This is a genomic window from Pantoea sp. X-Soil-TKNS-1280, assembly GCF_059730475.1.
Map to the genome: position 1 here is coordinate 153390 of NZ_AP035966.1, position 18260 is coordinate 171649.

Genomic DNA, 18260 nt, shown 5'->3' on the forward strand with positions numbered 1-18260 from the left:
TAAATATGGTGGGATGGCAAGGCAAAGATTAAATTTTTACTCTATCAACACGATAAAGAAAGTTAAGGAATTTCTCTGGCGCAACCCGGGTAGAAACCCGGACAAGAAAAGCAGCAAGGTTGTTAACTATCGAGACCGTCTTCAGTTGTCTTTTCAGATTAAAGAGAGACGCTTCACTCTTAATGTAGTTAAAACCCCGGCGTTTCTTTAACATGCCAGAGCCAACCCGAACATTCAACAAAATATCTGTTAAATTATGTGTTGTAAAATTCCCTGCGATTATTCTTAACCAGAGATTGTAGTCCTCCATAAATAGATGATGACGATAGCCTCCGACCTGATCAACTACCGATTTTTTAAAAATCACACTCATATGATTGAATGGATTTTTGAGTCTTGAAAAGCGTTTAATATCCGTATGGTTCTCAGGAAGACGTTTAAGTCGCTGCTGGCCGATTTCATCAAACTCAATAACCGCAGCTCCCAGTAAGGCAATTTCAGAATTTTCCTCCATAAACTTCATCTGTCGCTGGAAACGTTCCGGAAGACAGATATCATCCGTATCCATACGCGCGATGTATTCGCAGGAGCAGTGTTTCATTCCTTCGGCCAGTGCCAGTCCTAAACCGATATTTTTTTCCAGTTGTACCCGTTGAACGGAGAGTTTACTTTCCCACCGTGTCACCACTTCCTCCAGTGCATTATCAATAGGGCCATCGATAACCAGAATAATTTCCTTAGGCTGAAGCGTTTGCTGCTCCAGGCTGAGAAAACAACTTTCCAGATTTTCTGGTGTTTCCTTAAAGTATAAGGACATCAATACAGAGAATGGTTGTTGTAACATACGTCACCTTTTGCTGTGTGTAATCAGTAATCAATGCAATCAAATCTCCTGATAAAGTTCGCTATAGCTAAGTGCCATTTTTTTTGCGGAGTAGTTTTTCGAATAATTGTTTTTGGCATTTACTGACAGACTGGCCTTGTCGTTGAAAAAATAGTGCTCATCAAGGCAGTCAATCAGCCCCGATGTTGTTTTATTAAATAAAAACCCACTTTTCTCTTCCCAGGAATTAAGAACTTCTCTATGTGGCTCGATATCTGAACAGATGAATGTCTTACCCGAGGCCATTGACTCAATCAGGGCTAATGGAAGACCTTCCGCGTGAGAGGCTGAAATAAAACAATCAAAATCTTTATACAGTGAATAAGGTTGATCGGTACTACCATGAAAAATAACCTTTTCGTTGTTAAATCTGCTGCGGAGATGTTCTTCATCAGTACCCGAACCAATAATATGCAGTTCAGCGCGCTTCCCCTGGCACCAGGTCTCAAACGCTTCCAGAATTTGCTGAACATTTTTCCTTTTGTTTAGCACACCCAAATAAAAATAATGCACCACATTGCCATGATGCTGATGTTGTAAAGAACGCGGCTGTTCGACACCATTGGGGATGGCAGTCACCTTCTTCATCGCGTGATGACTTACACAATGTTTCATCACCGCATTTGAACAGGCAACTTTGTAGAAATGACGAATCATGAAGCGTCCGACCAGACCTTCAAGCATCCCTTTAACGAATCCTTTGGTCTGCACGAAATCCACTTCAAAATAGTTATGTATGGTGGTGACCTGTGGAACTGAAGCAAACGAGAAATAATTGAAGATATCGGAGACCGTGCAATGACTATGCACAACCGAAAATCCTCCTTTCCGGATAAACTTCAATGCCTGTAAAATGGCCGTTCGTTTGAATATGGTGACTTTCGCTCGTGTAGCAAACTCCCCTTTACGTTCGCCGTCATTAAGAGCCAATACTTCAATGTCATAAAAGTCAGGCAGATTTTTTATTATGGTCAGACATACGTTTACCGGCCCCGCGTTTTTTAAACTCGGGACAATAAAAAGGATCTTGTTTTTCATTTAATGGTGTCTTTTAAAAATTGATAAATTTATCTATGTTTTATCCAGTACCCGTCATAGTCGATATCGTTGAGGTACTTATCAAAATCATTTTCGCTATAACTCAGCAGAAATACCGGGCTTGTCCAAGCGTAGGACCATAACCCCCCCATCGACAACGTCCTTCTCTGGGTATAGATATTGATGACCAGCAAACTTAGCAGGGCAAATACCACCAGAAAATTCCTGAGCAGAATGCGAAATTTCACCGAGTTAATCCCGGCAGAAAACAAATAGATATAGCAAAGCCTGATCGCAAGCAAATATTGAGCAATGTTAAGGTAGCGCCCCATTGCCGTGTATGAAATAGACATGATGAAACAGCTGGGAATGAATACATTCAGGAATCTATCGTATCCTTTCAATTCACTTTTACTCAGCAGATAAAAGATCAGAGAAGCAAATCCAAGCAGCCGCGTAATGAGTGCAACAACAATTGTATTACTATCGTTGGGGGAGGAACTAAAAGAACCATCAACATACCCTCCCATTGCATAGTCACCAACCCCCATAAAAGAAATGCTGGGCAGAATCGATCGCAATGCAACAGCACTCAACAGCCCAAAAAATATGCTCAGCGGAATGACAAATTTCTTTTCAACTCTAACGAAAAGACTTCCTAAAAATACCAGGAATACAAACGCCATGGAAAAGTGCATGAGTATTGAAAGTGCAATAAATAGTCCACATCGTATCTTGCCACGGCTGTAGTAGCTGGTAACCGCATAGATCATAAATACCAGTGAAGTGCCGTAGCGAATGCCCAACACCAGGTTTAAGATATTGAGTGTTGAAAACACAGTAAAATAAGTCAATGCCAGTTTCCCGCAAGATACCGGACGATCTTCTATCCCTGAATTTTTTATCAACGTCACATTTCTGAACGAGGCCAGTAACAAATAACACATCAGTCCGCCATAAAAGGCCGGAATGAAAAAGAACGGGATTTTCAGCAACTGGAATATCCAGCCATTGACATAAAGCAGGACATCAGTATGCACCCCGGCAATATCTGAAAATCTTGTTCCCGGACCATAGGCGCTGATCTCCAGATAGCGCCGGTAAAGATCGCCCAATGGCGGAATCTTAATCAGCAGGAAAAAGTAGAACATCGACATGACAAAAAATGGCAGACGGTTCATTCCCTTTTTATCCAGAGAGAAAAAGGAAAGTGCCAAACCGCCTAATGGAATAGTCATGCTCATTGCTAAGCTCAAAGGCATTAGCTTATTCAGTCTCATAGTCATGAGCTCACCTTATATTATTGTCAGTGATTCTTTATTTCTGGATACCAATAAGCTTTCTGACTTTTTGCTTAGCCAGTATTAGCAGATTGTCAATGCCAGGGTAGCTCATAAATTCTTTAAAATTTATCTCATCTTTCCTGTTCTGCTTATCCTGAAAATAGAGAGAATTGAGGTGCTGACGACTCAGATGTGCTTTATGTGTGGTAATAAATTTCTGATATCCCTGCCAGGCCTTACTTCCTGTTGTAATTCTTGGCCGATCATCTTCAATGTTCACCACATAAGTTGCATCATTCATTCTGTAACATGCGCCGTAACGCAAAATCATGCGATACCAGAGATCATAATCCTGCCATGCCGGAAAAGTGGTATCAAAACCACCGATGTTTTTCATCATCACCGTTTTAATAAACACCTGGTTCCCGACCCAGTTTTTAAATCCCATCATATTTAACGTGACATCACCGGTATATTCTTTCCATTTGCGTTCAATATCCCTGTTCTTGAAGATCATATTGGCACAGAGGAATGATTTGTTCAGCCTGCGACTGGCTTCGACAAAGTTAGCGATCCTTTCACTTAAGAAATAATCATCATCATCAAGACCCGTGATAAACTCACCTTGTGCAATTTCAATACAGCGATTGCGGGCATAGCAGGCCCCCATCGGTACATCGTTTTTCAGATAAACGATCCGATTGTCACTCTTTTGCATCTCAGCGATGACGACTGCGGTGTCATCTGATGAACCATCATCACAGATAATAATTTCCAGATTTTTATAAGTCTGGTTTTGCACCGATGCGATTGCGCTTTTAACCAGCGACGAACGGTTATGCGTGGGAATGTAAACTGTGACCAATGGCTGTGCTGTGTGCCTGGCATTCATAATCTTATCTCCATGCATAGAAAATAATATGCATCTTTATTTTCAGATAACGTATTTATAATAAAAATCAACTCGCCTGATTCGTTTAATAACTGCTATTATCCTTTACCAACGGATTCATATGAATATTGGATATCGCTGTAGCTGTAGTAACCATTGGCGCGGAGTTTTGCACCATTCAGAATAAAGCCATTCACTGTGATGCCGCTGCGCTCAAAACGACGCAGACTAATTTCGATTTCTTTTACTGTATTTTTTGCACAGCGAACCACCATCATCGTGGTTCCGGCGTAGGTACCGATAATTTCCGCATCTGTCACCGCCAGCACCGGAGGCGTATCTATTACCACCAGATCGTAATTTTTCTCGGCCCACCGCATTAACTCGCCAAATCGTTTACTCATCAGGAGTTCGGTGAAACCCTGAGCAACTTTGCCACGAGCGATAAAGTGCAGGCTGTCACTGATTTCGACCGGCAGAACTGCTGAGATCGGATAATCCGCCGCAAGTATTTCCGCTAACCCTGCCTTACCCGGGATATTGAAAATTTGATGTGCAGTCCCCCTGCGTAAATCTGCATCAATCAACAGCACTTTTTTTCCTGTTTGTGCAATTACTGCACTGAAGTTAGTGCTGACGAATGTTTTCCCTGCGCTCGCGCTAGCACCCGAAATCATCAGGATGTTGTTACGTGCTTCAAGCATGGCGAAATACAGGTTGGTACGCAGGCTGCGCATTGCTTCAATTGCCAAATCGTCAGGATTTTCACGTAGCAGAAAAGCCGAAGACATTTGGCAGGACTTTTTTCGATTCCTTTTTTCCAGCCATTCCGAATACGGAATACTGGAATACACGGCCATGCCGCGTTGTTCTAACTCATCTGACGATTCCACGGCCTTATTCATCGCTATTCTGATAAAGATCACTGTCGCTGAGACAAAAACTCCCAATAACAGGCCCTGAAAAACAATAATGAGTTTTTGTAGTGACAGTGATTCGGAATCATCAACCGCGCTATCGACAATGCGGACGTTGCCTATCGCGCCGGAAATGGCGACTTTCAGTTCCTGCTGCCTTGCCAGCAAACGCATGTAGATATCATGTTTAGCATCCACGTTCCGCGTCAGGCGCAATATCTCCTGCTGGATAAGGGGCATGCCAGAAATCTTCTCATTCAATTTCGCTTTTGCTGTCAGCAACGTGTTACGTTTTTCCTGCAGGGTCTTATAAGCCGGATGATCTTTGGTATAAAGCTGCGCAATTTCAGACTCGCTGATGGTGAGGTCATTCAGCTGGCTATCAATGGCTACCGACTGGTCAAGAACAGACTGTGCTTCTAACGGCAGATCAACCGTCCCATTGATCTCTCTGGCGGCATTGAGCTTATCTTCATAGTGATCTAAATCACTGCGGACAATCGGCAGTTGCTGATCTAAATACGCCAGGCTTTGACTATCCTGCGCCGCCTGCTCGCTGATATTCTGGCTCAGATAATGCGATGCGATATTATCCAGGATCTTAATGGTTTCACTGCGGCTATTACCTGTCAGTGTCAGAGTCAGCATGCCGCTATTCATGACAGGGTCCAGCACTGTCAGATTACGCATCACCGCGTTGATTGCATTTAGTCGCGAAGTATAAGTTGCGATAAATTGCGCGCCAGGCAAGGCACTAATTCTGTCTGCCAGAATCTTCATCCCCGCCTGACCGGCTACTTTGCCGGTTTCAGCAATGAATGATTTATTATGATAGTCAACCTGATAGTGATGGCTATCAATCACCGTTAATGTTGCCTGGTCAGTTTTATCGTCCGTTGCCCCGGGGAGATAGAGCTGACTTACATCAATTTCACCCCCGGTTTCACCCGTCAGCTGCGCCAGCGCATTACCGATTATCGGTAAACGCTTTGGTTGTACATCGGCCTGCAAATTCAGGTCATCCACTGTCTCACCGATAATCTGTCTTGACTGTAACAGCTTCACATCAATTGAAGAGACCGGCTTACCGTCTGGCATCAGGCTGCTGCGGCTGGCCAGAACAGTGTTGGTCGGTTCGGGTTCAACCTGAATCAGCGCATTTGCCTGGTACGTGGCGGGCAATAGAAAGGCGTAGCCCAAAGCCAGCAGCATAAAACCAGTGGTGATGCCCAGAATCAAATGGCGCGAGTCAAGCAACTCTGCGCAGAGTCGGCTTACCTCAACGCCATCTTCTTCTTCCCTATAAATACTCACAACGGGTTTTGTTGCCATGATTTCATCCTGTTATCTTGCTGCATAATTTACAGGCATAGCCCGCGCCAAATGACAGACAGGCAAATATCTGCAGCAATCTCCAGATTGAGATTTTTCGCAGTAATCGCTGCCAGTGGCGAGTGCGCCATAAAATGAATCAATGCCAGAGAGATTAACAAGGCGGCGTTAAAGTGTATGCGCTGCTGTAAAGTAGTCATATAAAGTAAATCCAATCAATTACATCACTGAATATTTTATTTTACGTATTTTCTGAAAAAATCTTAAAAATGCACAACCCGTTCTTCCGTAAAGGCATCATTAACAATGAATTCATTTCAATAGCGAAAGCGACTGACTTTTACGGATAAGAATCCGTCCCGTATCTTGTCCAGCAAGCGCCATTTACTGGTTAAATCGTGGGATTGCGCCAGTGAATAATTAAGTGTATTAACCACCTGTATTGCTACATCAATCTTTTCCATTTTCAGCAATTCGAGCCGACTAAAAAATCCGGTATCACAACCATTCAGTGTAAAATGGCTGTCGAATACGCTCGTACTTATTGCAGAAAATTTCTCCACCAAAGAGCGATAGATCACCAGACCTAAACCTAATGATTTTACGTTTACTTCAGTATTGATCTTCAGGCCATCACTGGTTTTGCATACCGAATCGTTAATGATGGGATAGTATACTTTCCCATCCAGTCGGCCCCGGATACTCGGTATCTGTAAATCCACACCATTTTCATGATAACGATCCAGTCTTTTTATATATTCTTTGTTCAGAATGCTGTCATCATCAAAGAAAATAAATCGCTCGTACCTTTCACTACCCCTGATGACGTCGTTGCAGACTTCACCGAGCGGCAGGTCACCAATCGACTCTTTAATATCGATACTATTCACAAAAAAGCCCAGCGTATGAATAAAATCTTTATCAAATTGTAGTGGATTAGGTCCCCGGTTGATAATCAGAAGATCCGTATCAGCATAGGTCCTGTTCATCATGCAATTCAGTACGCGTGAGTCTTTGTAATTTTTACCACTTAAAATCACTACGAAGATAGTTTTACGCATAGGAAAACCCTTAACCATTGAGTTTAGCGTTTAAAAGCACTCTCTTAGGACGGCAATTGCATTTACTCACAGCTATCGTCCATTTTTTTCTTCTGCATAGGTGTAGTTATATGGGCTATATCCGTAGACATAATAACTACTCATTTTATTGACCACGCCATTAAGAACGCATCCTTTAATTTCCACCCCTGCACTTGCAAAACGTTTAATGCTGACTTCGACTTCCCTGAGCGTGTTAACCTCAAACCGTGCCACCAGCATCGACGTACCGGCATGGCGTCCAATAATGGCTGCATCAGTGACGGCCAGAATCGGTGCAGTATCAACAAGGACCAGATCATAATTGTTGGATGCCCAGGCTAAAAATCCTTCAAATCTTTTATGAGAGAGCAATTCCGCAGGATTCGGCGGAACACTCCCGCGGGCAATAAAATCGAATGCTGCGCAGGGGATCTTCTTATCTAACTCCGCTGGGTTCACTGCGCCAGTGATAATGTCCGACAATCCCTGCGTGCCCGTATGGTTAAACAGTTTGTGGGCATAACCTTTGCGCATATCTGCATCAACAAATAACACCCTCTTGCCTGACTGAGCCATCACTGCCGCTAAATTACTGGCAATAAATGTCTTACCCGCATTTTGTGTGGGACCAGAGATCATCAGAACATTGTTTCTGGCTTGCATCATGGCAAAGTAAAGGCTGGTACGCAGACTGCGCATGGCTTCAATGGCAATATCAGCAGGATTCTCGATCGCCAGAAATTTGCTCTCTGAAACGGAGTTCTTCCCTTTGAAGCGTTTTGCTTTCCCGCGGTTATTCAGTTTACTGAGCCATTCGGACAGCGGGATACTGGCATAAACGCTAATACCCTGCTCTTCCAGCTGTTCAGGAGAGGCAATTCTGCGGCGCAGCAAAATTTTCAGCACGATCACAAGTAGTGCAAACATCAAACCAAAAACCAGACCGGTGACAACAACCATCAGTTTTTGTGGCTGGACAGGTTTAGGTTGTGTGACGGCAGTGTCAATAATACGCACACTGCCGATGACACTGTTCTTCGATACATCCAGCTCTTGTTGACGATTGATCAGCTGCATGTAAACCGCGCGGCCAGAATCCACATCGCGGCTCAGTCGCTCAACTTCCTGTTGGGTCGCGGGCATTTCGGCGACACGATTATTCAGGTTATCGCGTTCCTGCAATAAGGTCTGACGCTTTTCAAGTAACGTCTTATAGGTTGGATGACCTTTGGTATACAGCTTGGAAATATCAGCTTCAAGGAAAGCAAGCTCATTCAGCTGGCTATCAACATTCACCGTCTGATCAAGCAGGGATTTTGCCTCAAGTGATAAATCCACTGAGTCTTTCTGACTACGATAGTGATTAAGTTTGTCTTCTGCGGTATCGAGATCACTACGCACCTGCGGCAGTTGCTGACTGATAAAATCGAGACTTTGTGAATCCTGGGCCGCTTGCCGGATAACGTTCTGATCTAAATAGTTCTGGGTGATATTGTTGAGGAGCAAACCTGCCCTGGCTTTATCGTCACTGCTCAACCTCAGCAGCAGGATCCCGGTATCTTTACCCTGATCCTCCACGCTGAAGGCATCCTGCAGAGTAGCAATCGCGGCCCGGCGTGAGACATATTGAATGGTGAACTGGGTACCCGGTTGAGCATTCATGCTGTCAACATTCAGAGCGATACCATCGCGGGTCACGAGCTTACCCACTTCACCATCAAACTGAATGTTATCCCCCTCAACATGAAAGCGGTTGTTGTCCAAAACCGTCAAGGTCATATGCGGGACATCTTTGCTGGTCCGCGGCATATATAACCGGCTGATACTGAGTTTGCCCGGCACTTCTCCGGTCATTCTTGCCCAGCCACGACCAAATAGCGGAAAATAGTTCTGACTAATAACGGCCTGTAAGTTCAAATCCTCTACGGTTTTTCCGAGGATCATGCGCGATTGCAGCAAAGCCATTTCGGGTTTAGCAACGGACTGCGTATCCGGCAGTATCTGGTTAATACTTTCGAGGATGGCATTACCCTGATTTTTCTCAATCCGAACCATCGCATTTGCCTGATAAACCGGCGTGGCGAATAACGCATAGGTTACCGCAAGCATCGTGGAAACGATTGCCGCGCCAATAATCAATTTACGATGATCAAGCAGCTCACCGTACGCGCGCCCCAAATCGATTTCATCTGATTCGGCGGTGATGATTTTATGTTTGATAGCCGTTGTCATGCCATGATTCCTGTGTAATCAGCCAGTGAGCCTTGTTGCCCCACGCTTACAGGCCTGATCGATAAGTTGAAAAACGGTTCGCAAGCTTCCGTGTTTTGGTGCCAGGTATTGATAATGACTTGCTGGCCTAACCCGTGCCTGAATAGCATGATTTTCCCTCTTACCTGAGGCGAACGCGCAACCATCAGCACATCACCAATGCCGAAACGATATCGAATTTTTCTAATTTCATCTTCCAGCGATTGGCTGGAAATCACCGTTTTCGGTTGCAATGACTCTATTAATTTTTGGTACCAATGGAGAGAGGAGATCCGATATTCATCGGTGTCGAATCTGCATCCATTTACTTAATCAGATCTTGACTACTCATGGATAAAACATGTTCAGGAACCAGGGCGCAGGCAGGGAAAATAAAACAGACATCGCGGTATCAGGTAGCCTGCAAGAAAATGTCTTCGTCCTGGTTGGCACTATCTGCCTATTAAGTTAAAAAGAATATAGCCTCTTTCCGAAAATACGAGAAATGCTGACAATGCATACTCAATGACAACCTTATTCCGGTATCTGGCTATTCCTTTCTGACGCCTTGATTTACTTTCCATAGCGTAGTTTCCCGATTGATATAATAGCGTCACCCAGAATATTAAAATCTCTAACCTCCGGTTTTTAAAGAAGGATTTTTAGTGATTTTCAATGTTTTTCAGAATCTGGACATAACGTCATAAACAAGCCTGAATATTTTTTTCAGACTCAGATCACTGCACATAACGGCTCTTTTAGGCACCACTGCAAGGATATTTGATTTAGTGATTATCTTATAGCGATTGTGGGAAAGAGGTGATAGGCCATGATATGGATGGATACGAAGAATAAAAAAAAGCAGGCTTAAATACTCAAAAAATCATCATAATTACAGAGAGTTACGGAATAGGCATTATAATGACACTCAGGTCAGAACTGTTCGGTAACGTAAGGTCTTCAGATTCCTGCCATGTGGGATTTCATTGCCTTATTACCCCCAATCTAAAGTAACAATCGTCGGTATTACACCCTGGTTTTTCACAACCCTCACGAGGCCCCTCCCATGGCACATTGATAACCATTATTGCAGTTACTTTATTTTCCTTTAATGTTTAATGGTCGGCTTCTGCGATTTATCTTAGTACCAGCGCTTACAGCAAAGCCATTGCCAGATTCTGACCATTTGGGTTACGCGTGATTATTAATGTGTATTCATAACACCCGCATCACATTAATGATTTATTATTAAGTGAGATTTTAATTCAGACCAGTCGTCACTTCCCTGCGTAAAAATAAAATCATCAATTAACATAGAGGCTCGCAGCAACATTGTTATGTGCTGTGAGTAAACCGATGGGCGTGCAGATCACCCCTTATTTAAACAGGGGGTAAACAATATCAGGATCAGAATGCTGACGACAGGTCCAGTGAAAAGTATACTCCCGAAGAGCATCATCCCATTCATCGCGGCATCTGACCATAAAACACGACTAACATGCGGACTTATTATAAGGGTGTCATTGCTATTAATCTGATTTATTGAAAATGGACTTCACTATTTTTATATAAACAACCACACTACCCACCAAATAAAATGCGTAAAACAATGAGTGAAAATATATATCCATCTGAATAAATAGCAGCCTATCAGATAAATATACATTTTGTTCATAAGTAAACAACAAAAATAACTATACACATGAGAGACATGAAATGTACTCTAACGCAATATGGATCATGTTAGAAAAATCGGTCAACATTATCGGACTGATATATATCAATTCACTTATGGCGAAGTACATTGGGCCTGAAAACTTTGGGAAAATAAATATTTCAACCTCGCTGTTTATATTCGTGCAAACATTATCATGGTTTGGTGGTCAGAATATTCTATTTAAACGCATGAGTGAGAGAACAAAATCCGGAATCGCAATGGCGATACACACTCAGAACCAACGGCGGGTCCTCTTTCTCCTGTCATCAGGTTCAATTTTAATTTATCTCTACTTATTCACTGATTCAATTGTGTTTTTATTTGGCGTGGCCAATTGCATTGCCACATACTACATCGTGATGGATTTCTTTTCCATTTACAACAACACTCAATTAAAGTCAAAGATCAACACAATAACCAATGTGATTGGGCTGTCTTTTGCGTTATTAATCAGATTCAGCATCTCGCACTTCGAAATGCCGGTTTACTATTTCACAATACCCATTATCATAATCCCCCTCATCCCTTATGTCATGCGCCTGATATATTTTAAATACACGACAAAAATCGAAGACAACAGCAAAGGTGCTGGAGTGTATAACAGGTACATGCTATACACCGGGGGGACGTTAATTTTATCGAGCCTGTCAGTAGACATATACACTCAGATATCGGGTATTTTTTTAACCAGGATACTTTCTTACTCAAACCTGGGGATTTATAGCGTCGCATTAACAATAGGAGGCGCCTGGTCATTCATTGTTTTGGCATTAATCACGAGTTTCTTCTCAAAGATATATAATGAAAAAGACCAGGCAACCATCGATAAGCTACTGATTAAAATCAATCGAATTGTCATCCTGATTTCTCTTATCGCTTTATGCGGATTTTATCTTTTTGGTGATTTTTTTGTACATTTACTATATGGAGATAATTATATAGCTTCAATTAATATCATCCCCATCATAATTATTGCCACAATGTTCTCTGCGTTAGGGACAATTTGTTACAGGTATATAATAAAAGAGTCCGGGTATAGTTACCTGGCTAAGAAAATGTTTTTATGTTGCATATTAACAATACCATTGTCCTGGATGATGATTAGTACATTTGGGATTAATGGCGCTGCCTATTGCTTTTTGATTGTAGAGGTTCTGTCTTGCACTTTACTTAATTATTTCTTCGGAAATAAAACAATCATCAAAATGCACCTTAATATTTTCAATCCAAGGGTATTAAAATGAGAATGATCAAGCAAACAGTTAGATCGGCTCTGCAAATGAGCGCTAACACCTTCCCTGAGTTTTATGCTAAAGCTCACTACTTTATCAGGTTCAAGCGAAAATTAAACTTATCAAACCCCACCAGCTTTAATGAGAAAATTCAATGGCTTAAGTTCAATGAACTTAACAATGATATTTACACGAGATGTGCTGATAAATATAAGGTCAGGGAGTATGTTTCCTCTAAAGGGTGTGGTGAAATCCTTAATGTCCTCTACGGCGTGTATGATAAGCCACAAGATATAGATTACGATGCGTTACCTGAAAAATTTGCACTTAAATGCAACCATGGAGCAGGATATAACATAATATGCAATGATAAATCATCCATGGACGTTGAGAAAACAAACAAAAAACTCACTGAATGGTTAAAGCAGGACTACTCGGCGAATTTTGTTGAGCCACAATATAGAAAGATAGAAAGAAAAATCCTATGTGAAAAGTTCATTGAAAATGAACGCGGTGGCTTTCCTGACGATTATAAATTTTACTGTTTCAATGGTAAACCCTACGCGGTAATGGTTTGCGTAGGACGAGACAAAGGAACACCTAAGTTCTATTATTTTGACATGAACTGGAACCCTCTTCCTTTCGAGGACACGATTAAATTAATCAATGAAAATCAGCATCCAAAGATGCCTGATGGTTTTGATATAATGAAAGATTACGCCATTAAATTAGCATCTGATTTTAAGTTTGTCAGGGTTGACTTCTACCTGCTAAATGGCATGGTTATTTTCGGCGAACTGACATTTACCCCTTCAGCGGGACTGGATGTTGCATTACAGGAAGCAGATAATGTTTTAGGCAGCCAGCTAAAATTATAGTGTGCAAACCGATATAGATACTGACTATTGGAACAGAGAACTACGTTACCACTTAGTCTGGCAATAACCACAAGTCGGCAATTCAGCGGTATGCCGCCTTGGTTAGGAATTAAAAGGGATCCACATTCTCCTTTCCTCAGTTCCCGTCACAAAATACCTGCATGAAATACGTTTGAGTCAGGACTGGCAGCCTGGTGAGAACGACTACATCTGTATGGCATCAGTCAGCGCTATCCTGGTCACGGTTTCATATGGAGTCAGTTAGGGAGCTACGTCTTCAAAATCAGCTGCAATATACACCTGACCCGCACCGCTCCCTCTCAACCACATGACCTGAACGCGACATTTTCACAGTTTTTCCACCAGCGATTTTAATTGCGCAATGACAGCTTCTTTCTCATCTGCGGTATCTCCACCCCTGGACCAGGTTGACTGACGGATAACCAAACGCGTCGGCAACAATTCGCGGATCCTTATCTGCGGAGCCGCCATCTTCTGGATTAACAATTCAACGGCCCGCTTACCCAGCTTATTAAAATTCTGTGCAACGGTCGTGAGCGGCGGCTGAAAATAGAGGCTGTCCGCCGTATCGTCATAGCCGGTGACGGAAACCGCCCTGCTCCCCGTGCGATTCAGTTGCGCCAGTGCGCTTAACACGCCGAGGGCCATCTGGTCGTTCGCCACGACAATCGCGCTGATCCGCGGATACTGATGCAACAATTCGAAGGCCTTGTGCCAGCCGCTGGCCGCACTCCAGTCACCAAAGACCGTCACGGCGTTGCTCACCCCCAGCCGATGCAGCGTTTCACGCCAACTGCTCAGGCGCATGCGTGCCGAAACCGAACTTTCCGGCCCGGCAAGTAGCCCAAACTCCCGATGCCCTAATTCCCACAGGTGGGTTACGCAGGCCCCGCAGCCATCAAGATGATCAAACCGCACGCAGCAAACATCGGTCTCCGGCGAGATATCCAAAAACAGACAGCAAATATCCGGGTTTTCGCTCACCAGCTTTTCGGCAATGCTGCTTTCCAGCGGCAAATTTATAATTACACCGCGAATATTCTGCGCGCGGAACTCATTCAGCCGCGCCTGAAGTGAGGCGTAATCTGCCATTACTGGCATAGCAATCGCCACTTCCAGTTGATGTATACCCGCGTGGCTTTTCACTGCGGCGGCGATTTGCGATGGCGCATGCAAGGTCAAGGACGCGGTGATCAAGCCAATCGACGGTGCGGACTTTCCCGCCAGTAATTGTGCCGAGCGATTTGGCACATAGTGCAACGCCTGCATCGCACGGATGACTTTATCGCGGGTACGTTCAGATACCACATCAGGTTTATTCAATACTCTTGAAACGGTTTGCTCAGACACTCCCGCTGCGCGAGCCACATCTTCTAATGTTGCCGTATGGCGCTGCATCGTCTTCTCCTTTTTTCCTCGACTGCAATGTCGTCCGCTAACATTTTATGTCTAACTGACGACAAAAATCCGCCAATTCCGTCGTGTTTCGTGATCGATAGTGAGTTTCGCCTCCGCCAATATTGTGGATTTAAACAAAATATCTGATAACTCATCCCAACTTGTCTAGCGAATGACATTTCCATTTATCCATCAGGAATGCATATGCATCAACACGATTCCAGTACCTCCCGGGCCCCTTTGTTTCATGAAGTGCTTGTCCGTGAAGACTGGCAAAACCAAACCATTACGCATCTTAACCGTTTACCAGCCCATCCGACTTTCGCCAGCTGGCGCGACGTTGACTGCGCAAAGGATAATCAGCCCTCAGCACACCGCCGCCTGCTGGATGGGCAGTGGCAGTTTTCTTATGCCCGTAGCCCGTTTGAGGTGGATGCCCGTTGGCTGGAAAGCGATCTGACAGACAGCAGCAGTACGCCGGTCCCCTCTAACTGGCAGATGGAGGGCTATGACGCCCCTGTTTATACCAATGTCCGTTACCCCATCGACACTCCCCCACCGCGCGTCCCCGAAGACAACCCGACCGGCTGCTATTCATTGACGCTCACCCTTGACGAAAGCTGGCTGAGCGAAGGACAGACGCAAATCATCTTCGATGGTGTGAACTCCGCTTTTCATCTGTGGTGTAACGGGGAATGGGTGGGCTACTCGCAGGACAGCCGTCTGCCTGCGGCCTTCGATCTCAGCAATCAGCTGCGGGCAGGAGATAACCGTATCTGCGTGATGGTGATGCGCTGGAGCGCGGGCACCTGGCTTGAGGATCAGGATATGTGGCGTATGAGCGGGATCTTCCGTTCTGTCTGGCTGCTGAATAAGCCAACGTTGCACCTGAGTGATGTTCAACTCACCCCGCAGCTCGATGCGCTTTATCGTGACGCCGGGCTGGAGGTCAATGTCACTGTTGCCGCTCCGGCGCAGCTGCTGGAAAAACTGACAGTTAAGGTTGAACTGTGGCATGACACGCAGCGGGTCGCCAGCCATCAGCAACAGCCCGGTTCGCCGATCATTGATGAGCGCGGCAACTATGCAGAACGCGCCGTAATGAGTTTGCCGGTAGAACGCCCGGCGCTGTGGAGTGCGGAGACACCGAACTGCTATCGGGCAGTGGTTTCCCTGTGGCGCGGCGATGAACTGATCGAAGCTGAAGCCTGGGATATCGGCTTTCGCCGGGTCGAAATCAGCAATGGCCTGTTGAAACTGAACGGTAAACCGCTGCTGATCCGTGGCGTCAACCGACATGAGCATCACCACCAGCGTGGTCAGGTTGTTACCGAAGAAGACATGGTGCAGGACATTCTGCTGATGAAGCAGAACAACTTTAATGCCGCACGCTGCTCACACTACCCCAATGCGCCGCGCTGGTATGAGCTCTGTAACCGCTATGGCCTGTACGTGGTTGATGAGGCCAATATCGAAACGCACGGCATGGTGCCAATGAGTCGTCTTTCCGACGATCCCTCCTGGCTGCCAGCCTACAGCGCCCGCGTCACACGGATGGTGCAGAACAACCGTAACCACCCGTCGATTATTATCTGGTCACTGGGTAATGAATCCGGCGGTGGTAGCAACCATGAAGCGATGTACCATTGGCTCAAGCGTAATGATCCGTCACGCCCGGTGCAGTATGAAGGCGGCGGGGCCAACAGCACGACAACCGATATTCTCTGCCCGATGTATGCCCGCGTAGAAAACGATCTCCTGATTCCTGCGGTGCCTAAATGGGGGATCAAAAAGTGGATCAGTATGCCTGGCGAGCAGCGCCCGCTGATCCTGTGTGAATACGCCCACGCGATGGGCAACAGCCTGGGCAATTTTGCCGATTACTGGCAGGCATTTCGTGACTACCCGCGCCTGCAGGGCGGGTTTATCTGGGACTGGGCCGATCAGGCCATCAGCAAAACCTTTGACGATGGCAGCACGGGATGGGCCTACGGCGGTGATTTTGGGGATAAACCGAACGACCGTCAGTTCTGCATGAACGGTCTGGTGTTCCCTGACCGCCGCCCGCACCCTTCATTGATTGAAGCCAAACATGCGCAGCAATATTTCCAGTTTGCTCTGCTGGCGCAAAACCCGCTGCGTATCAGCATTACCAGCGAATACCTGTTCCGCGCGACAGATAACGAAGTGCTGCACTGGCAGGTGCAGGCGGCTGGTGAAACCGTTGCCCACGGCAGCGTGACGCTTGAGCTTCGTCCCGAAGCCCAGTGTGAACTGACGCTGTGCGAGGCGCTTACGCTGCCAGCAGGTGCCGAAGCGGTGTGGCTGACGCTGGAAGTTATCCAGCCGCAGGCGACTGTCTGGTCTGATGCCGGTCATCGTGCCGCCTGGCAGCAGTTTGCCCTCGCCGCCCCGCTGGTTTTACCTGCTCCGGCATCGGCAGGAATGGCACCCGTGCTGGAGAGCAGCAACCGTGCGTGGACGGTACGCTCCGGATCACAACAGTGGGTGATCGACCGTGAAAGCGGTCTGCTGATCCACTGGCAGGTGGACGGTGCCGAGCAACTGCTCACCCCACTGCGCGACCAGTTTGTGCGTGCACCACTGGATAATGACATCGGCGTAAGCGAAGTCGAGCGCATCGATCCCAATGCCTGGATAGAACGCTGGAAAAGTGCCGGTTTGTACACCCTTACCGCACGCTGTGTGCAATGTGAGGCACAGACGCTGGCCCATGACGTGGTGATTGATAGCCGCTGGCACTACCTGAGTGGTGACGAGGTGGTGATTGTCAGCCACTGGCGGATGACCTTTGATGCCGAAGGCAAACTGCATCTGGCGATTGATGGCGAACGTGCAGGTACCCTGCCGCCACTGCCACGCGTTGGACTGAATTTCCAGGTCCCGGACCAGGGTACGCCGGTCTCGTGGCTGGGTTTTGGCCCGCATGAGAACTACCCGGATCGTCGTACCAGCGCCTGTTTCTCTCGCTGGACGTTGCCGCTGGAGGAGATGAGCACGCCATACATTTTCCCCAGCGAAAACGGACTGCGTTGCGACAGCAAAGTACTGGACTGGGGGCGCTGGCACGTGGCAGGGGATTTCCACTTCTCCGTACACCCCTACAGCACCGCGCAATTAATGGAGACTGACCACTGGCACTGGATGCAGCCGGAAAACGGTGTCTGGATAACGCTTGATGGCCAGCATATGGGCGTTGGTGGTGATGATTCCTGGACACCCAGCGTACTGCCGCAATGGTTGCTGCTCGAAACACAATGGCAATATCAGTTAACGATTCATTTCCAATAATAATCGGGGGTGCGAGCCCCCTACC

The 18260-nt window shown here is 45.8% G+C and carries 12 protein-coding genes; 3 read left to right on the top strand and 9 right to left on the bottom strand.

Annotated elements, in window-relative coordinates:
- Positions 1-28 precede the first annotated feature (28 nt).
- The 8 genes from AC6I8X_RS27965 to AC6I8X_RS28000 form a co-directional block, all read right to left on the bottom strand.
- Positions 29-844 (bottom strand): glycosyltransferase, encoded by an 816-nt coding sequence (locus AC6I8X_RS27965; RefSeq protein ID WP_299456680.1) that lies wholly within the window; start codon positions 842-844, stop codon positions 29-31.
- A 39-nt stretch (positions 845-883) separates the two neighbouring features.
- Positions 884-1921, bottom strand: coding sequence for a glycosyltransferase family 4 protein (locus tag AC6I8X_RS27970; RefSeq protein WP_497841977.1), 1038 nt, complete (start codon positions 1919-1921; stop codon positions 884-886).
- A gap of 29 nt (positions 1922-1950) precedes the next feature.
- Positions 1951-3207, bottom strand: a complete 1257-nt coding sequence (locus tag AC6I8X_RS27975) for an EpsG family protein (protein WP_313683252.1) — start codon at positions 3205-3207, stop codon at positions 1951-1953.
- Between the two features lie 31 nt (positions 3208-3238).
- Positions 3239-4096 carry a glycosyltransferase gene (locus AC6I8X_RS27980; protein WP_299456686.1) on the bottom strand — a complete coding sequence of 286 codons (858 nt, stop codon included), beginning with the start codon at positions 4094-4096 and terminating at the stop codon, positions 3239-3241.
- A gap of 98 nt (positions 4097-4194) precedes the next feature.
- Positions 4195-6345: a polysaccharide biosynthesis tyrosine autokinase gene (locus AC6I8X_RS27985; protein ID WP_497841978.1), complete on the bottom strand. Its 2151-nt coding sequence runs from the start codon at positions 6343-6345 to the stop codon at positions 4195-4197.
- 317 nt (positions 6346-6662) lie between these two features.
- Positions 6663-7406 (bottom strand): hypothetical protein, encoded by a 744-nt coding sequence (locus AC6I8X_RS27990; RefSeq protein WP_299456690.1) that lies wholly within the window; start codon positions 7404-7406, stop codon positions 6663-6665.
- A 72-nt stretch (positions 7407-7478) separates the two neighbouring features.
- Entirely contained in the window at positions 7479-9659 is a 2181-nt protein-coding gene (locus tag AC6I8X_RS27995; RefSeq protein WP_497841979.1) for a polysaccharide biosynthesis tyrosine autokinase, read from the bottom strand.
- Positions 9656-9931: a hypothetical protein gene (locus AC6I8X_RS28000; RefSeq protein WP_299456693.1), complete on the bottom strand. Its 276-nt coding sequence runs from the start codon at positions 9929-9931 to the stop codon at positions 9656-9658. The genes AC6I8X_RS27995 and AC6I8X_RS28000 overlap by 4 nt, the downstream gene beginning before the upstream one ends.
- A 1462-nt stretch (positions 9932-11393) precedes the next feature.
- On the opposite strand from AC6I8X_RS28000, the gene AC6I8X_RS28005 reads away from it, so the two are divergent.
- Both AC6I8X_RS28005 and AC6I8X_RS28010 read left to right on the top strand, forming a co-directional pair.
- A complete protein-coding gene (locus AC6I8X_RS28005) occupies positions 11394-12638 on the top strand; it encodes an oligosaccharide flippase family protein (protein WP_299456694.1) in 1245 nt (414 codons plus the stop codon).
- Positions 12635-13504 carry an ATP-grasp fold amidoligase family protein gene (locus tag AC6I8X_RS28010; protein WP_299456695.1) on the top strand — a complete coding sequence of 290 codons (870 nt, stop codon included), beginning with the start codon at positions 12635-12637 and terminating at the stop codon, positions 13502-13504. Before AC6I8X_RS28005 ends, AC6I8X_RS28010 begins: the two co-directional genes overlap by 4 nt.
- 348 nt (positions 13505-13852) lie before the next feature.
- On the opposite strand, the gene AC6I8X_RS28015 is transcribed toward AC6I8X_RS28010, so the two are convergent.
- Entirely contained in the window at positions 13853-14923 is a 1071-nt protein-coding gene (locus AC6I8X_RS28015; RefSeq protein ID WP_497841980.1) for a LacI family DNA-binding transcriptional regulator, read from the bottom strand.
- A gap of 204 nt (positions 14924-15127) precedes the next feature.
- Between AC6I8X_RS28015 and AC6I8X_RS28020 the strand changes: the two genes are divergently transcribed.
- Positions 15128-18235: a beta-galactosidase gene (locus AC6I8X_RS28020; protein ID WP_497841981.1), complete on the top strand. Its 3108-nt coding sequence runs from the start codon at positions 15128-15130 to the stop codon at positions 18233-18235.
- Positions 18236-18260: the final 25 nt, after the last annotated feature.